General features: G+C 71.5%; 14 protein-coding genes. 7 read left to right on the forward strand and 7 right to left on the reverse strand.

Annotated features, from left to right (window positions below):
- Window positions 1-63: 63 nt before the first annotated feature.
- Window positions 64-822, reverse strand: coding sequence for an SDR family NAD(P)-dependent oxidoreductase (locus tag WMF22_RS48555; RefSeq protein ID WP_438034178.1), 759 nt, complete (start codon window positions 820-822; stop codon window positions 64-66).
- 227 nt (window positions 823-1,049) lie between these two features.
- Between WMF22_RS48555 and WMF22_RS48560 the strand changes: the two genes are divergently transcribed.
- Together WMF22_RS48560 and WMF22_RS48565 are read left to right on the forward strand one after the other, a co-directional pair.
- Window positions 1,050-2,066: an aldo/keto reductase gene (locus WMF22_RS48560; protein WP_437296632.1), complete on the forward strand. Its 1,017-nt coding sequence runs from the start codon at window positions 1,050-1,052 to the stop codon at window positions 2,064-2,066.
- 54 nt (window positions 2,067-2,120) lie between these two features.
- Window positions 2,121-2,921 (forward strand): helix-turn-helix domain-containing protein, encoded by an 801-nt coding sequence (locus WMF22_RS48565; protein ID WP_438034179.1) that lies wholly within the window; start codon window positions 2,121-2,123, stop codon window positions 2,919-2,921.
- Window positions 2,922-3,044: 123 nt separating this feature from the next.
- Here WMF22_RS48565 and WMF22_RS48570 read toward each other — a convergent pair whose 3' ends face one another.
- Window positions 3,045-3,998: a zinc-binding dehydrogenase gene (locus WMF22_RS48570; protein WP_438037342.1), complete on the reverse strand. Its 954-nt coding sequence runs from the start codon at window positions 3,996-3,998 to the stop codon at window positions 3,045-3,047.
- Between the two features lie 186 nt (window positions 3,999-4,184).
- On the opposite strand from WMF22_RS48570, the gene WMF22_RS48575 reads away from it, so the two are divergent.
- Window positions 4,185-5,117: a LysR family transcriptional regulator gene (locus WMF22_RS48575; protein WP_438034180.1), complete on the forward strand. Its 933-nt coding sequence runs from the start codon at window positions 4,185-4,187 to the stop codon at window positions 5,115-5,117.
- Between the two features lie 70 nt (window positions 5,118-5,187).
- Here the strand turns inward: WMF22_RS48575 and WMF22_RS48580 are convergent, their stop codons facing one another.
- Together WMF22_RS48580 and WMF22_RS48585 are read right to left on the reverse strand one after the other, a co-directional pair.
- On the reverse strand, window positions 5,188-6,000 hold the full coding sequence (locus tag WMF22_RS48580) for an alpha/beta hydrolase (RefSeq protein ID WP_438034181.1): 813 nt from the start codon (window positions 5,998-6,000) through the stop codon (window positions 5,188-5,190).
- A gap of 165 nt (window positions 6,001-6,165) precedes the next feature.
- Window positions 6,166-7,440: a DUF4832 domain-containing protein gene (locus WMF22_RS48585; protein ID WP_438034182.1), complete on the reverse strand. Its 1,275-nt coding sequence runs from the start codon at window positions 7,438-7,440 to the stop codon at window positions 6,166-6,168.
- Between WMF22_RS48585 and WMF22_RS48590 the strand changes: the two genes are divergently transcribed.
- The gene (locus WMF22_RS48590) at window positions 7,430-7,711 is read left to right on the forward strand and encodes a hypothetical protein (RefSeq protein WP_438034183.1); all 282 of its coding nucleotides are present in this window, start codon (window positions 7,430-7,432) and stop codon (window positions 7,709-7,711) included. The two genes, WMF22_RS48585 and WMF22_RS48590, sit on opposite strands and share 11 nt — an antisense overlap.
- Window positions 7,712-7,976: 265 nt before the next feature.
- Here the strand turns inward: WMF22_RS48590 and hisC are convergent, their stop codons facing one another.
- On the reverse strand, window positions 7,977-9,074 hold the full coding sequence (gene hisC, locus WMF22_RS48595; RefSeq protein WP_438034184.1) for a histidinol-phosphate transaminase: 1,098 nt from the start codon (window positions 9,072-9,074) through the stop codon (window positions 7,977-7,979).
- Window positions 9,075-9,297: 223 nt separating this feature from the next.
- Here hisC and WMF22_RS48600 point away from each other — a divergent pair, with 223 nt between their 5' ends.
- Window positions 9,298-9,855 carry a glycine cleavage system protein R gene (locus tag WMF22_RS48600; RefSeq protein ID WP_437296637.1) on the forward strand — a complete coding sequence of 186 codons (558 nt, stop codon included), beginning with the start codon at window positions 9,298-9,300 and terminating at the stop codon, window positions 9,853-9,855.
- Window positions 9,856-9,889: 34 nt separating this feature from the next.
- Window positions 9,890-10,831 (forward strand): hypothetical protein, encoded by a 942-nt coding sequence (locus tag WMF22_RS48605; RefSeq protein ID WP_438034185.1) that lies wholly within the window; start codon window positions 9,890-9,892, stop codon window positions 10,829-10,831.
- A gap of 16 nt (window positions 10,832-10,847) precedes the next feature.
- Here the strand turns inward: WMF22_RS48605 and WMF22_RS48610 are convergent, their stop codons facing one another.
- The gene (locus WMF22_RS48610) at window positions 10,848-11,633 is read right to left on the reverse strand and encodes an HAD family hydrolase (protein ID WP_438034186.1); all 786 of its coding nucleotides are present in this window, start codon (window positions 11,631-11,633) and stop codon (window positions 10,848-10,850) included.
- A 216-nt stretch (window positions 11,634-11,849) separates the two neighbouring features.
- On the opposite strand from WMF22_RS48610, the gene WMF22_RS48615 reads away from it, so the two are divergent.
- On the forward strand, window positions 11,850-12,638 hold the full coding sequence (locus WMF22_RS48615) for a Uma2 family endonuclease (protein ID WP_437296640.1): 789 nt from the start codon (window positions 11,850-11,852) through the stop codon (window positions 12,636-12,638).
- Window positions 12,639-12,692: 54 nt separating this feature from the next.
- On the opposite strand, the gene WMF22_RS48620 is transcribed toward WMF22_RS48615, so the two are convergent.
- On the reverse strand, window positions 12,693-13,457 hold the full coding sequence (locus WMF22_RS48620; protein WP_438034187.1) for an SDR family oxidoreductase: 765 nt from the start codon (window positions 13,455-13,457) through the stop codon (window positions 12,693-12,695).
- Window positions 13,458-13,510: the final 53 nt, after the last annotated feature.

The following is a 13,510-nucleotide window of genomic DNA, read 5'->3' on the forward strand; positions in this document are numbered from 1 at the left end:
ACCGATGGTTGCGGGTGACGTTGTCATGGAGCTGTTTTCAGACCCGGCGTGCCCAACACGCGGTCACCACGGAAGCCGTCCGAGGTTTGCGTGCGAGAACGTACCCGTGGGGCCGTCCGGGCCGAGCAGCGCAAGGCGGACCGCCTCGCGGGCGCCCTCCTCGACGGTCTCCGTGCCCGAATAGTTGTTGAGGTTCGTCCTGGTGAAGCCCGGGGAGGCGGCGTTGACCTTGATCCCGGTCGACTCCAGCTCGATCGCCATGGCGAGCGTCATCGCGTTGAGAGCCGTCTTGGATGCAGGGTAGGCGGGGCCGAAGATCGAGCGCCATGGAAAGGCCGGATCCGCGTTCATCGTCAGCGAGCCAGCGCCGCTCGACACGTTGACGATGCGGGCCGCCGGCGCCTCGCGCAGGAGCGGCAGCATCGCCTGGAAAACAGCGACGACGCCGAACACGTTGGTCTCGAACACAGCGCGCAGCTCATCGACGGACACGTTGCTCGCGAGGGTCGACCTGGCATACTCCTCGACGGTCAGGCCCGGCCGCCGTCCCGTGTGCGAGATGGCCGCGTTGTTGACGAGCACGTCGAGGCGGCCGAGCTCCTCGCGGATGCGCCTCGCCGCAGCGGCGATCGAAGCCCGATCCGTCACGTCGAGCTGGAGCGCGCGTGCGTCTCCGTCGATCGTCTTGGCCGCCTCCACGCCGCGCACGAAGTCACGCGAGCCGACCATAACGGTGAAGTTCTTCGCGGCGAGCTCCTTTGCGATCTGGAGGCCGATCCCCTGATTGGCCCCCGTGACCAAGGCGACGTGATTGTCTTGCATGTGTTCGCTCCTGACGGTGGTTGGCTGGATACAGCGTATGTCCACGCCTTCGTACCCCTTGCCGCCGCCCTCCGATTGGAAGGAGCGGACATCGTGAGCGGTCGTCCCGCGCCGCATGAGCAACCCGCCGTGCACGAGCCGGTGCACGACACGGTTGTGGTCTGCCGGATCGTCGAAATGTCCGGTTCTTCCAATCGGAGGCCGCGGGCGCGTGGCATGAACACCCCATGACCCACCTCGATGCCACGATGGGCCGCTCCCCGCTCCGATCGACTCCGCTGGGCAAGACCGGGCCCAGCGTCTTTCCCGTCGGCCTCGGCTGCATGGCGATGTCCGGCGCCTACGGTCCGGCCGAGGACGCCGAGAGCGTGGCGACGATCCGCCACGCCATCGAGCGAGGGATCACCCTGATCGACACCGGAGACTTCTACGGCAACGGGCACAACGAGCTCCTCATCCGGCGCGCGATCGAGGGGGTGCGCGACAAGGTCCACCTGTCGGTGAAGTTCGGCGCGATGCGCGGCCCGGACGGCGCAGCGCTGGGCATCGACACCCGCCCGGCGGCCGTGAAGAACTTCGTGACGTACAGCCTGCAACGGCTGGGCGTGGAGGTCATCGATGTGTACCGCCCCGCGCGCCTCGACCCGCAGGTGCCCATCGAGGACACCGTCGGGGCGATCGCCGATCTCATCAAGGCCGGCTTCGTCCGGCATATCGGGCTGTCCGAGGTGGGGGTCGAGACGATCCGGCGCGCGAGCAAGGTGCACCCGATCGTGGACCTGCAGATCGAGTATGCGATCGCGACGCGCGGGCCCGAGGCGTCCATCTTCCCCGCGCTCGAAGAGCTGGGGATGAGCGCGACGCTCTACGGGGTCTTTGCGCGAGGGCTGCTCACCGGCAGCAAGCCCTCCGGAAAGGGGGACTTCCGGCAGTACATGCCGCGCTTCGCCGGCGAACAGGGGGCAAAGAACGCGAGCGTCGTCGAGAAGCTCCACGCCTTCGCCGGCGAGCGCGGGATGACGCCGGCTCAGGTTGCGCTCGCGTGGGTGCTGGCGAAGCAGCCCACGCTGGTGCCGATCGTCGGGGCCCGCACGCGAGCCCAGCTCGACGATGCCCTCGTGGCCCTCGACAAGCCGCTGTCGGCGAGCGACGTCGCGGCGCTCGAGAGCATCGTGCCAGCGGACGCGATCGGCGGCACGCGCTACCCCGCCCAGCACATGAAGGCGCTCGACAGTGAGCGGTAGCCGATCGACGCGGGCACCCGCGTCGGCTTGAACGGCCGCACGAGAGGCGTAAGAATGACGAACGTGGCCGCTGCGATGGATCTCTTCACCCTCGCGCTCCCGCGCTTCGTCGAGGACGTCCGTGATGTCGCGGCACCCCCCGGTCGGGTGTTCGACGTCGAGTGGCTTCCCGACGGCAGAACGGGCCTCTTTTTTCGAGTGCTCGAGGGGGGGCGTGAGGGGGACGTGTGGGCCGCGGGCCCCCGGACGCGCGCGATATTCAAGAGCAAGACCGGCCTCGCGCGGACGGTCACTCTTCGGTTCAAGCCTGGCTGGTCGGTTCCGCTGCTCGGCGTGGCGGCGAGCGAGCTCACGGACCGGATCGTTCCGCTGGAGGACGTGTGGGGCCGCGCGGGGCGCGAGCTCTGCGGTGAGCTACTCGCCGCGAGGAGCCGCGCGGACGTGATCGACCGCGTCGCCCGGGCGCTCGCCCTCCGCGCCGGCCAACCCTTCGAGACGACATCGGGGGAGCTCGCCCGCCGTGCGGTTCGCTTGCTCGAAGGGGGCGAGGTCCGGGTGGAGAGCGTTGCCGATCGGCTCGGCGTCACGGCGCGGCACCTTCGCCGCGCATTCATCGAGAACGTCGGCATCGGCCCGAAGGAGTTCGCGCGGACCGTCCGCCTGCAACGCGTGGTGCGAATGGCAGCGACCTCGTGCGACTGGGCGCGCATCGCCGCGGACGCGGGCTACTATGACCAGGCCCACCTCATCGCCGACTTCCGTCAGCTCGTCGGGCTCACACCGGGCGCGTTCTTCAAACGCGCGGCCGGCCGGATGACCAGTTCTCCTTGCATGCAGGCTGATGATCGACCTTAGAGCGGCGGTCATCCGCACAGGAGACGGGTCCAGATCGGCGTTTTCGGCGCGGAAGCGCACTCCAGTGCGCTGAGCACCGAAAACGTCGAGATGGGCCCGTATCCGAAGCGGATGACCGCCGCTCTAGGCCGTCGCGTTCGGCAGGAGAAGACACCGCACATCCGGCTCCTCGTTCCAGGCATTGGTCACAGCGCTGAGGGGCAGACTCTTGAACGGCGCACGAAAGCCGGCCTCCGGGGCCGCTGCCAGCAACTCGCCGGCCCCGGCCAGCAGATCCTTCACGGGAACGCTTCCGATACCGCTGCCGATGAGCTCGAGCCCCGTGCTGCGCAGCATGTCACCTCGGATTGGAATCTCGTCGCCAGCCACGGTACCCAGCTGAACGAAGCGCAGGCGTGGCTCGCCAGCCCTGGACCCACGGTCCTTCGTCGCTGCCCGGAGAACGCGGACGGCCGGCTCGCCCCACACGAAGTCGAGCACGACGTCGACGCCTTGATCGAATTGATCCCGCAATGATCGATCCGCGTCCTCGTCCAAGGCGATTTTCACGTCGGCGTCGAGCCGGTCCAGCTTCACCTTGTCACGACCGACAGCGATCACCTTGCTCGCTCCGAAGTGACGGGCGGTTTGAATCGCCATGCCCCCCGCCGCGCCCGTCGCGCCGTTCACGAGCACCGTGTCGCCCTCCTGGAGGAGCGCCCGGCGTGACAGCGCGATCCAGGAGGCGAGCCCCGCGGTCGCGATCGCCGCGGCCTGCTCATCGGATAGCGCGTCGGGCACCGGCACGATCATGCTGTCCATGGCGAGCGACCTCTCCGCCATCGAGCCGAAGGGCGCCTTCGGGAACAGGAAGTAGACACGCCTCCCCGCAGCGTCTGTGCCGACGCCGTCGACGCCCGGGACGAAGCCGCCGCTCGTTCCGCTCGCATAGTGCCTGCCCGAGGCCAGGCCTTTGACGATGGGGCTGAGCGGAGCGGCGTGTACGGTCACCACGGTCTCACCGTCGCCGGGCTCCGGCTCACGGAAATCGTCATAGGACGGCGGGACACCGAGCGCATGTACGACTGCCGCTTTCATGCTGAAACCTCCAAACGATTGTGGCGGTGGCGCCGTGTTGGCGACGACCGAGCCCGTTTCCCCCGAACCCCCGCGATGACGCAGTGCATGTGCGTGCTCCTTGTTCTTCACGGCGAACGCGCCGTCGACGCGGAGAAGATGCGTCGGCTCGGCGCATCGATCCACTGCATGATAGACATACTCATCATGCCTGCCCTTCATGACGTGGCCTCGGTCGATCTCAACCTCGTGCGGGTGCTCGGCGCGCTCCTCGACGAGCGGCACCTCACGCGCGCGGGCAAGCGGCTCGGCCTCACCCAGTCGGCGACGAGCCACGCGCTCGGCCGGCTCCGGCGCCTCTTCGGCGATCCGCTCTTCGTCCGCACCTCGCGCGGCCTCGCCCCGACGGCGCGGGCCGAGGAGCTGGCGGAGCCGGTGCGCGAGGCGATGCGCGCTCTCGATCGCTGCTTCCGCGCCGAGGAGCCGTTCGTCGCCGCGAGCGCCGCCCGCAGCTTCAGCGTCGCCACCGCTGACTACGGCTCCTTCGTCCTCGCGCCGCAGCTCCTCGATCGCCTCGGGCGCGAGGCGCCTAACGTCGATCTCTGGCTCCGCGCGGTCGACGCCTCCTTCGGGGAGCAGCTCGCCCGCGGCGACGCCGACGTGGTGGTGGCCCCGGCGCGCAGCGAGGGGCTCCCCGCTGGCATCCGGTCACGCCCGCTCTACCGCGAGCGCTTCGTCTGCCTCGTGCGCAAGGGGCACCCGCTGGTGAAGAAGGGCATCGACCTCGCCGCCTGGACGTCGATGCGCCACGTCTTCATCGCCCCGCGCGGCACGCCCGGCGGTGTCGTCGACGAGACGCTGGCGCAGCTCGGCAAGCGCCGTCGCGTGGCGCTGGCGGTGCCGCACTTCCTCCTCGCGCCCCACGTGGTCGCCGGCTCCGACCTGGTCGTCACCGTCGGCGCGCGCGTGGCCGAGGCCTTCGCGGAGATCCTCCCCTTGCGCGTTGTCGATCCGCCGGTGAAGCTCCCCGGCTTCGAGGTGCGCATGTACTGGCACGAGCGCCACCACCGCGATCCGGCGCAGCGGTGGTTCCGCGACGCGGTGCGCGGCGCGGCCGAGCCGTCGTCCGTCAGAGCGTGAGGCCGAGCGGGGGCTTGTGGCGTCGCTCGCCGGCGGGGCCCGGTGAGCCGAGCGCGCAGGCCGGATCGCGCTACCCCAGGAGATAGAAGCGCAGGAACCCCAGGAGGCTCCTGATCGTCTCTCGCGAAGCCTCGCTGTCGTCGAGCAGATCGAACGCGTGCGGCCCCGCGGCGTGGTTCACGAGCGTCACTGGCAGGTTGCGGGCCAGCGCTCCGGCGGCGAAGTCATCGATCGTCTCGTTCAGGTGAGGCATCCTGTCCTGTCCTGCCCTGGCGATGAACAGGGGCAGATCCTGAGGGAGGTCGTCGATCGACTTCCCGGCGCACGGGTTGACGAACCGGAACTGCGCCGCCGCCTCCGCGACGCGGGTGGACGCACCGAGATCGAGCATGAAGCCGTAGCAGAGGGCGGCGCACCGGAGCGAGCCGCTCGGTTCCCGCATCAGCGCCGACAGGGCCATGGGGACGTTGCCGGAGCAGGCCCACAGGCCGATCCGGCGCTCGTCGATCCCGAGCGAGGCGGCGTTCTGCCGGAGGTGATCGAGCAGCGCGTGGAGATCGGACGGCTCCCGGTTCGTGTAATTGATGCCCACGAGGCCGGAAGCGGCCACCAGCCGTCCCCACGACGTCGATTGCCCTATCTCCTTGCGTTTGCAGCCGAACACCGACTCGAACCCCGGATCCGGATAGCCGGACACGAAGACGACGGCAGGCGCCCGCGCCTCGGCCACCGAGGTTGGTGGAGCGTAGAGGTCGAAGGTCAGGGCGCCTGCATCGGTCGCCTGGTACTCGATACCCCTGCGGAGGAGGACGGCATCCATGCCGGGGATCTCGAGGACCGCAGTCTTCTTCATCATCTTGTCTCGCTCGGATTCCTGGCTCATCTGTGCTTCTCCTTGGCTGAGGTGCTTGACGGTTTTCTTATGTAGGCGCTGTATCAGGCGCGGCCGATCACCGCTCTAGCACGACGAAGCTCGACGCTTGACGGCCGACGGATCAGCCTGGGCCGTGGGTGCGGCCGCTCGCGCGCGGCGGGGCCCCCTGGCCGGTCACTCGACCACCCGGACCGCGGCGTGGAGCAGATTGACGCCGCTGGCGCCGTCCCACGCCGCGCCGCTCGAGAGTCGGATCGCGTAGCGCGGGTCGTCGCGCAGGCGCTCGGATGCGTCGGGCAGCCACAGGCCGAGCTGATAGTCGCCCGGCGGGAGATCGGCCGGAATCTGCGCCTCGAGGCACATCTCACTCTCCTCGCCAGGAGCCCAGCGGCGCGGATCGGCGTCGACCTGGACCACGCGCCGCGCTTCGCCCTGCTGGAGCACGAGGTAGACCGGTCGCGGGTTATAGGCCCGGGCGTACCCGTCGTTGAACACGCGCAGCCGGAGGGGCAGCGGCTGCCCGCGCGCGATCTGCTCGGATGACTCGTGCTCCATCACGACGAAGCGGTACCCGAGGCGGCAGGCGATCGTCTCGAAGCAGCCCCCGGATCGCCAGTCATCGAGCACGTCGGGATGATAGTCGGTGTTGATGAAGCTGAAGTGGTGCGCGGACAGCTCGGCGAGCGCCGAGGCGCACTCGCTGCGCGGCGGGTTGCGGCCGCAGGTCTCGCCTCCGACCGGCGTGAACGCCGAGTCCGCGGCGGCGTAGGCCTTCTCGCCGGGGAGCTGGTAGGTGCCTTCGTCGTCTTCGCTCGCGAGGAAGCAGTCGTTCAGGTGGCCGACGCGCGAGAGCGGCGCTCCGGAGAACGCCGTCTCCTCGGTCAGCGGGCCGCCGTACGCCTCGAGCTTGTGCGAGGGGCGGCGCGCGAGGGTCATCCGGCTCGCGGGCAGCGCCTGAAGCAGCGCGTCGAAGATCTGCTTGCGGCTCTCTGGACGGGTGAGATCGTTCGTCGAGGAGTGCCACTCGCCCCAGGCGCCGACGAAGCCAGGGTGCAGCACGGCGATGACGTCGGCGTTCGCCTCCAGGACGGGCTTGAGCTGGTCGATGTGGGACAGCACGCGGCCGAGCGGCGCGTCGTCCTCGCCGATGTCCGTCGCGTAGTAGAAGCGGGGGAGCACCTTGAGCCCCGCCGAGCGCACGGCGGCGAAGCTCTCGTTGAGCTGGTCGATGAGGGGTTGATCGATGTCCCGTGCGCGGTAATCGTCGATGAGCGCCTGACCGTAGATCAGCGTGTATCCCTCGTCTCGAAGGCCAGCGACGGATCCCAGGCTTCGAAGATCCCTGAAATGGAAGACGCCGCGCTCGGGGTTGAGCACGCCCTGGCACTCGGCATCCCCGGAGGGATCCGCGCCCGCCGTGAACAGCCTGGGCGCGTAGGTGCGCCTCACGGTGGCGCCGCTCGCGCCGCAGCTGCCGGGCGGGGCGACCGCGCCGCCGCCGCTGCCGGAGCTGCCGCCGTGGCCGCTGCCGGAGGTGCTGCCGGTGCCGGTGCCGCTGCCGCCGTTGCCGGAGCCCTCGGCGGTCGCGCTGGACGTCAGCGAGTCGTCCGGGCTCCCGCCGGAGCCAGCACCGCACGCCGTCGCGAGCGCCAGGGAAAGGCAGGGGGCGCCGCCGCGAAACAGGCGCGACGGGACATGGGACGATGAACGGCTGCTCTGATGACGCTGGTGACGCTGTTGATGCTGTTGACGCTGTTGACGCATAAGCAATCTCCTCTCCCGCCGTGGATCGACGAGGCGTTAGGACCCGACCTGTGGGGCACGCTGTGCAGTGAATGGTCGAGGGGATTGCAGGGCCGATGCCACAGGCGCGGCCCGCCGGCGCGCGATGCGCTGAGGCCAGGGGCTGCGCAACGATCGTACACGTGCGCACGAAGCGGACGGCGCGCGAGGGCGCATAGCCCCATCCGCCACGGCGGCTCAGCTCATGACGCGCTCGCGGCCCCGGCGGCGCGCGACAGCTCGTCGATCGCGTTAAGCAGCGCGTCGCTCTGCTCCGGCGTGCCCACCGTGATCCGCAGCCTGTCCTGGATGCGCGGCGCGTCCCAGTAGCGCACGAAGATCGCGCGGTCGTAGAGCGCCCGGTACATCGCCTGCGCCGACAGCCCTCCTCCCGGCGGGCTCGCCAGGACGAAGTTGCTCTGGCTCGGCGCCACCGTGAACCCCCTCTGCCGGAGCGCCCCCGTGAGCCGGGCGCGCTCGGCGATCACCTTCTCCCAGCTCTTCCGCGCCTCGTCCCGCGCGGACAGCGCCGCGGTGGCCGCGGCCTGCGAGAGGATGTCGGTGTTGTAGCTGTCGCGGGCCTTGTCGAGCGTCTCGATGAGCCGCGGGTGCCCGAGCCCGTACCCGAACCTGAGCCCCGCGAGCGAGTACCCTTTGCTCAGGGTCCGCAGCAGCAGCACGTTGTCGAGCCCCCGCGCCGGGTCGAGCAGCGGCGTCGCGTCGAGCTCCGCGAAGTCGACGTACGCCTCGTCGATGAGGAGCACGCCGCGGAACGCCCGCGCGACGCGCTCGAGCTTGTCGAGCGGCTCCTGCCGCCCCGACGGCGCGTGCGGGTTGACGAGGAGCGCGAGCCGGCAGCCGCGCTCGTTCAGGCGCTCTGCGAAATCCTCCGGGACCGACCAGTCCTCCGCGAGGGGGACCTGGGTGATCGTCGTGCCGTGGATCTCCGCGAGCACGTCGTAGAGCGAGTAGGTCGGGTACGTCTCGCCGATGCCGCGGCCGCCGGGCTCGCAGAACACCGTCACGGCCATGCGGAGCAGCTCGTCGCCGCCGTTCGTGGCGATCACCTGCTCGGGCGACAGGCCATGGATCCGCGCCGCTGTCTCGCGGAACTGCTGCGCCCGGGGCGGCGGGTACCGGCGGAGCTGATCGGCCGAGACGTCCCGGATCGCCTCGAGCACGGCGGCCGGCGGCGGGTACGGGTTCTCGTTCGTGTTGAGCTTGACCACGTCGGCCCGCTGCGGCTGCTCGCCGGGCGTGTAGGGCGTGAGTCGATGGATGTTGTCGCGTTCGTACAGCATGGGGATGGCCGTCTCTCGCCCACTGGCCCGCCGGAGACAAGCGCCTCGTCGCCGGCATGACGCGCGCGGACGCGCGCGCGGCGCTCGATCCGGCCGCCCTCGGGGGAGCTCGGCCGGAGGACACGGACGGCGTTGCCCGGGCGCTCGTCGTCCGGGACGCGCGCCTCGCCGCGCGCCGGCGGCGAGGTGCGCTGGCCGCGCGGATCGGACTAAGATGCGCCGCATGACGACGACGTCCGAGCCTGAAGTCTTCCTGGTCCTCTCCTGCCTCGGCCCTGATCGGACGGGCATCGTCGCGGAGGTGACCCACTACCTGACGGAGCGCGGCGCCAACGTGGAGGACAGCCGGATGGCGGTGCTCGGCGGCGAGTTCGGCATCCTCCTGCTCGCGTCGGGGCCCCCCGGCGCGATCGCGGCGGTCGAGCGCGAGACGGAGGCGCTCACCCGGGCGACGGGGCTCACGGTGCAGAGCCGCAGGACCAAGAGCCCGGAGTCGCACCGGCGCGCGGCGACCATCCCTTGCGTCATCTCCGTCGACGCGCTCGATCACGAGGGCATCGTGCGCGCGGTGTCGCGCGCGCTCCACGGCGTCGGCGTCAACATCGTCTCGCTCGAGACCTCGGCCTACGAGGCGCCCGTCACCGGCTCGCAGCTCTTCCGGATGGAGGCCCGCGTCGACGTCCCCGCCGGGGTGACCGTCACCCAGCTCCGCAAGGCGATGGATGCGGTCGCGGAGTCCGAGAACCTCGACATCGACGTCCGCTCGCTCATCAAGGGCTGACCGCGCCGCGCGAGAACCGGTATCCTAGCGGGCCATGCCCTTCAGCAATCTGAGCTCCCCCCGCAAGGTGCACGGCCTGGACGCGGAGATCCGAGGCGCCGCGGTCCTCGCGAGCCCCGGGCTCGTCGCGATGGTCTCGACCGATCCGGTGCGCCTCGTCGTCTGCCCGGTCGGCGGCTCCGGCGCGAAGACGACGAACCTGTCGCTGCCTTCGGCGCACGACGTGGCGCTCCTGTCGAAGGACGTCGCCGTGGTGCGGAGCGGCGACGACGCGGTGTGGGCGCTGCTCGGCATCACGCACGGCCCGAAGCTCGATCAGGTCGGCCGGGACGCGCGGCAGCTCGCCACGCGGCCGTCGGGCGAGACGGCGCTCGCGCTCGGCTGGGACGGCAGCGCGACGGAGCTCAAGCTCGACAAGACCGAGGTGAACGGCCGCACGTTCGCGGTGCGCGGCTCCGCGCGGGCGTTCGACCTGACCGAGACCGAGGCGCACGTGGTGATGGACGGCGTGGGGGAGGGCGGCGAGCTCCGCGTCCACCCCGGCGCCACGCCCGAGCCGGGCCCGACGCTCCGCGCCTCGCTGCCGCGCGCGGCCCAGAACCTCGATCGCGTGCGCGGCGGCCCGAAGCTGACGGCGGTGTACAAGCGCGGCGCGAGCGCGCTCTGCGCGGTCGTGAGGTCGTCCGGCAAGCTCGCGGCCAAGATGCTCACGTTCGCCGATCCCGTCGCCGACGTCGCCGTCCTCGAGTCGAGCCTCTTCGCGGCCTTCGCGGACGGCCGCGTCGCGCTGTTCGACGGCGCCGCCATCGAGGCCGCCTCCGGCGCGCCGCCCGCGCCGACGGCGAGCGTCACGCTCGGCGCCCGCGGCGAGCCGGCCGTGCTCGCGGTCGCGGGCAAGGGGTCGCCGACGCTGTGGGTCGGGACGAGCGCCGGGGAGATCTGGAGCCTGGCGATCGTCCGCAAGCAGGGCGGCTGAGGGGGGGCGCCGCGGCTCACGCCGCGCGCGCCGCGATCCGCCCGTCGACCAGCGCGTCCGCATCGAGCTGGTCGAGCGTCGTCACGACGCGATCCGCCCCCGCGGCCGCCAGCAGCGCCTCGTCGGCGAGCCGCGCCACGCCGATCGAGATCATCCCGGCCGTCTTCGCGGCCTGCACCCCGGAGGGCGCGTCCTCGATCACGAGGCAGCGCGGCGGCGGGACGCCGAGCGCGCGCGCGGCGGCCAGGAACAGGTCCGGCGCCGGTTTTCCGCGCGCCACCGCGACGCCGCAGAGGTCGGCGTCGAACAGATCGAGCAGCGTCCCGCCCAGGGAGACCGGCGCGCGGCGGGGGTTCTGGTGCTCGACGAAGGCGTCGACGCGGATCCTGCGGAGGAGCTCGCTGGCGTTCCTGGACGACGACGCCGCTGCGAGGAGCACGCCGCGCGCCTTGAGCTCCAGGATCAGCCGCGTCGCGTCAGGGAACACGACGAACTTCCCCGCCGCGATCTTCTGGAGCAGCACCTCCTGCTTGCGCTCGGCGTAGACCCGGGCGCGCTCCGCCGCGTCGGGCACGCCGAAGTAGTCGAGCGCCGCGCGCGCGCCGCTCTCGCGCGCCTTGCCGGCGACTTCGCTCTGGTAGACGGCCGTCGTGAACCGCTCCGGCGCGTAGCGCGTCTCGGGCGCGATCGCGCGCCACTCGGTCGCCATCAGCGCCTCCAGCGCCTCCTGCCAGGCGCGCTCATGCGGCGAGTCGACCACCACCCCATCCACGTCGAAGAGCACTCCCCCGAGAGAACGCATGCCGCCGACATGGCGCCGGCGCGCCGGATCGGGAGCCCCACGCCGCCTCGGCGACGCGGCGCGCAGTCCGTTGGAGCGCGCTGGCGACAGCCGCCCGCGGCGCCGCGCCGCGCCTCCTCCGGCTCCGCCCGACGGCGCGCCACGGCCGACTGCCGCGCGCCGTCGCGCCCGCCTGTGGCTCCCGCCGCTCCGCTCGGGGTGCTACCGTGCGGGCTCGTGCTGCCTGCCCGTTCCGGAGCCGCTCCCCCTGCGACGCGCCTGCCGCGCGCGCTCGTCGTCCGCGACCCGGAGCCCGAGGAGCTCCGCGCGACCATCGACTGGTCGGACTGGTACCTGGACGACGCGGACGGCATCGGCGCGTGGGGCGAGCACGACGAGATCTCCCGCCTGCTCCTCTCCTCGATCGCGCAGCTCGCACGCGAGCGCGGCTGGACCGACCACCACGCCGGCACGGATCGGTTCTTCGCCTGGGTGCGCGAGGAGCCGCTCGTGCGCGTCTCGCCGGACGTCTACCTCCTCGATCACCGCCCCGCGCCGCCGCTGCCCAAGCAGTGGCAGACCTGGCTGCCCGGACACCGGCCCCCGCGCTTCGCCCTGGAGATCGTGGCGACCGACTGGCAGAAGGCCTACGAGGACGTCCCGCTCAAGTACTGCCAGCTCGGCTGCCCCGAGCTCGCGATCTTCGATCCGCTGGCCGCCACGCACCGGCCGCCGGCGGGGCGCGTGGCGCTCCAGGCCTACCGGCGCGACCCCGACGGCGCGTATGTCCGCGTGTACGCCGGCGCCGGGCGCGTGTGGAGCCCCGCGCTCGACAGCTGGCTCTGCGTGATCGGCAGCGGGGCCGAGGCCCGGCTCCGCCTCACGCGCACCGGCGGCAAGGGCGAGCTCGTGCCCACCCAGGAGGAAGCCGCGGCGATCGAGGCCCGCGCGAGGGAGGCGGCCGAGGCGCGCGTGCGTGAGCTGGAGGCGCGCGTGCGCGAGCTGGAGAAGCTGGATCACGGGTAGCGCAGGGCGCGCGTCACGGCGCCGCGAGCGTCTCCGGTCGCGAGGAGGCGCCGGTCACACCTGCTGGGTCGGCATGACGGTGACGTGCGCCAGGTTGACGTGCCGCGGGAGGGCGGCCGTGAAGGCGATGGTGCTCGCCAGGTCGTCCGCCGTGAGCCACGTGATCTGCTGCCTCGCCTCGGCGATCCACGCCTTGGCGGCCTCGTCGGTCATGTGGCTCTGGAGCTCCGTGTCGACGAACCCAGGCTCGATGACCGAGACGCGGACGTGCTTCGGTCCGAGCTCGGCGCGCAGGTTGCGCGAGAGGTGGGTGACGGCGGCCTTGGTGGCGCAGTACACGGCGAACGTCGGAAAGACGCCGTGCGCGCCGATCGACGAGATGTTGATGAGGTCCGACGGGCCGCCCCGCCTCGCGGCCGCGAGCAGCGGATCGATGAACGCGTCGACGACCCGCATCGCGCCGGTGAGGTTGACCTCGATCATCTGTTCGAAATCGGCGATCCGGTGCTCCTCGACGCCGGACGGCAACATGACGCCGGCGTTGTTGATCACGAGGTCGACGGGGCCGAGCTCGGCCGCGATCGACCGCGCCGCGCCGGCGACGGCGGTCCTGTCCCTGGCGTCGACCGCGAGCGCCAGCGCGCGCCCGCCCGCGGCGCGGATGCCCTCGGCCAGCGAATCGAGGCGGTCTTTGCGGCGCGCGAGGAGCGCGACGGCGGCGCCCTGCGCTGCGAGCTTGCGCGCGGTGGCCGCACCGATGCCGCTGGAGGCCCCGGTGACGACGGCGATGCGACCTGCGAGAGGGAGATGTTGAGACATGGTGCCAGCTCCTGGTTGGGTCCCCGCTCGGGGGTGCCCGCAATCTGGAGCTC

Source organism: Sorangium sp. So ce204 (genome assembly GCF_051526795.1).
Lineage (GTDB): Bacteria > Myxococcota_A > Polyangia > Polyangiales > Polyangiaceae > Sorangium > Sorangium cellulosum_B.

What these genes read in the sequence shown, in the direction of transcription:
- WMF22_RS48555 (WP_438034178.1), bottom strand. Translation starts at nt 822, where the DNA reads ATGCAAGACAATCACGTCGCCTTGGTCACGGGGGCCAATCAGGGGATC.
- WMF22_RS48560 (WP_437296632.1), top strand. Translation starts at nt 1,050, where the DNA reads ATGACCCACCTCGATGCCACGATGGGCCGCTCCCCGCTCCGATCGACT.
- WMF22_RS48565 (WP_438034179.1), top strand. Translation starts at nt 2,121, where the DNA reads ATGACGAACGTGGCCGCTGCGATGGATCTCTTCACCCTCGCGCTCCCG.
- WMF22_RS48570 (WP_438037342.1), bottom strand. Translation starts at nt 3,998, where the DNA reads ATGAAAGCGGCAGTCGTACATGCGCTCGGTGTCCCGCCGTCCTATGAC.
- WMF22_RS48575 (WP_438034180.1), top strand. Translation starts at nt 4,185, where the DNA reads ATGCCTGCCCTTCATGACGTGGCCTCGGTCGATCTCAACCTCGTGCGG.
- WMF22_RS48580 (WP_438034181.1), bottom strand. Translation starts at nt 6,000, where the DNA reads ATGAGCCAGGAATCCGAGCGAGACAAGATGATGAAGAAGACTGCGGTC.
- hisC (WP_438034184.1), bottom strand. Translation starts at nt 9,074, where the DNA reads ATGCTGTACGAACGCGACAACATCCATCGACTCACGCCCTACACGCCC.
- WMF22_RS48600 (WP_437296637.1), top strand. Translation starts at nt 9,298, where the DNA reads ATGACGACGACGTCCGAGCCTGAAGTCTTCCTGGTCCTCTCCTGCCTC.
- WMF22_RS48605 (WP_438034185.1), top strand. Translation starts at nt 9,890, where the DNA reads ATGCCCTTCAGCAATCTGAGCTCCCCCCGCAAGGTGCACGGCCTGGAC.
- WMF22_RS48610 (WP_438034186.1), bottom strand. Translation starts at nt 11,633, where the DNA reads ATGCGTTCTCTCGGGGGAGTGCTCTTCGACGTGGATGGGGTGGTGGTC.
- WMF22_RS48620 (WP_438034187.1), bottom strand. Translation starts at nt 13,457, where the DNA reads ATGTCTCAACATCTCCCTCTCGCAGGTCGCATCGCCGTCGTCACCGGG.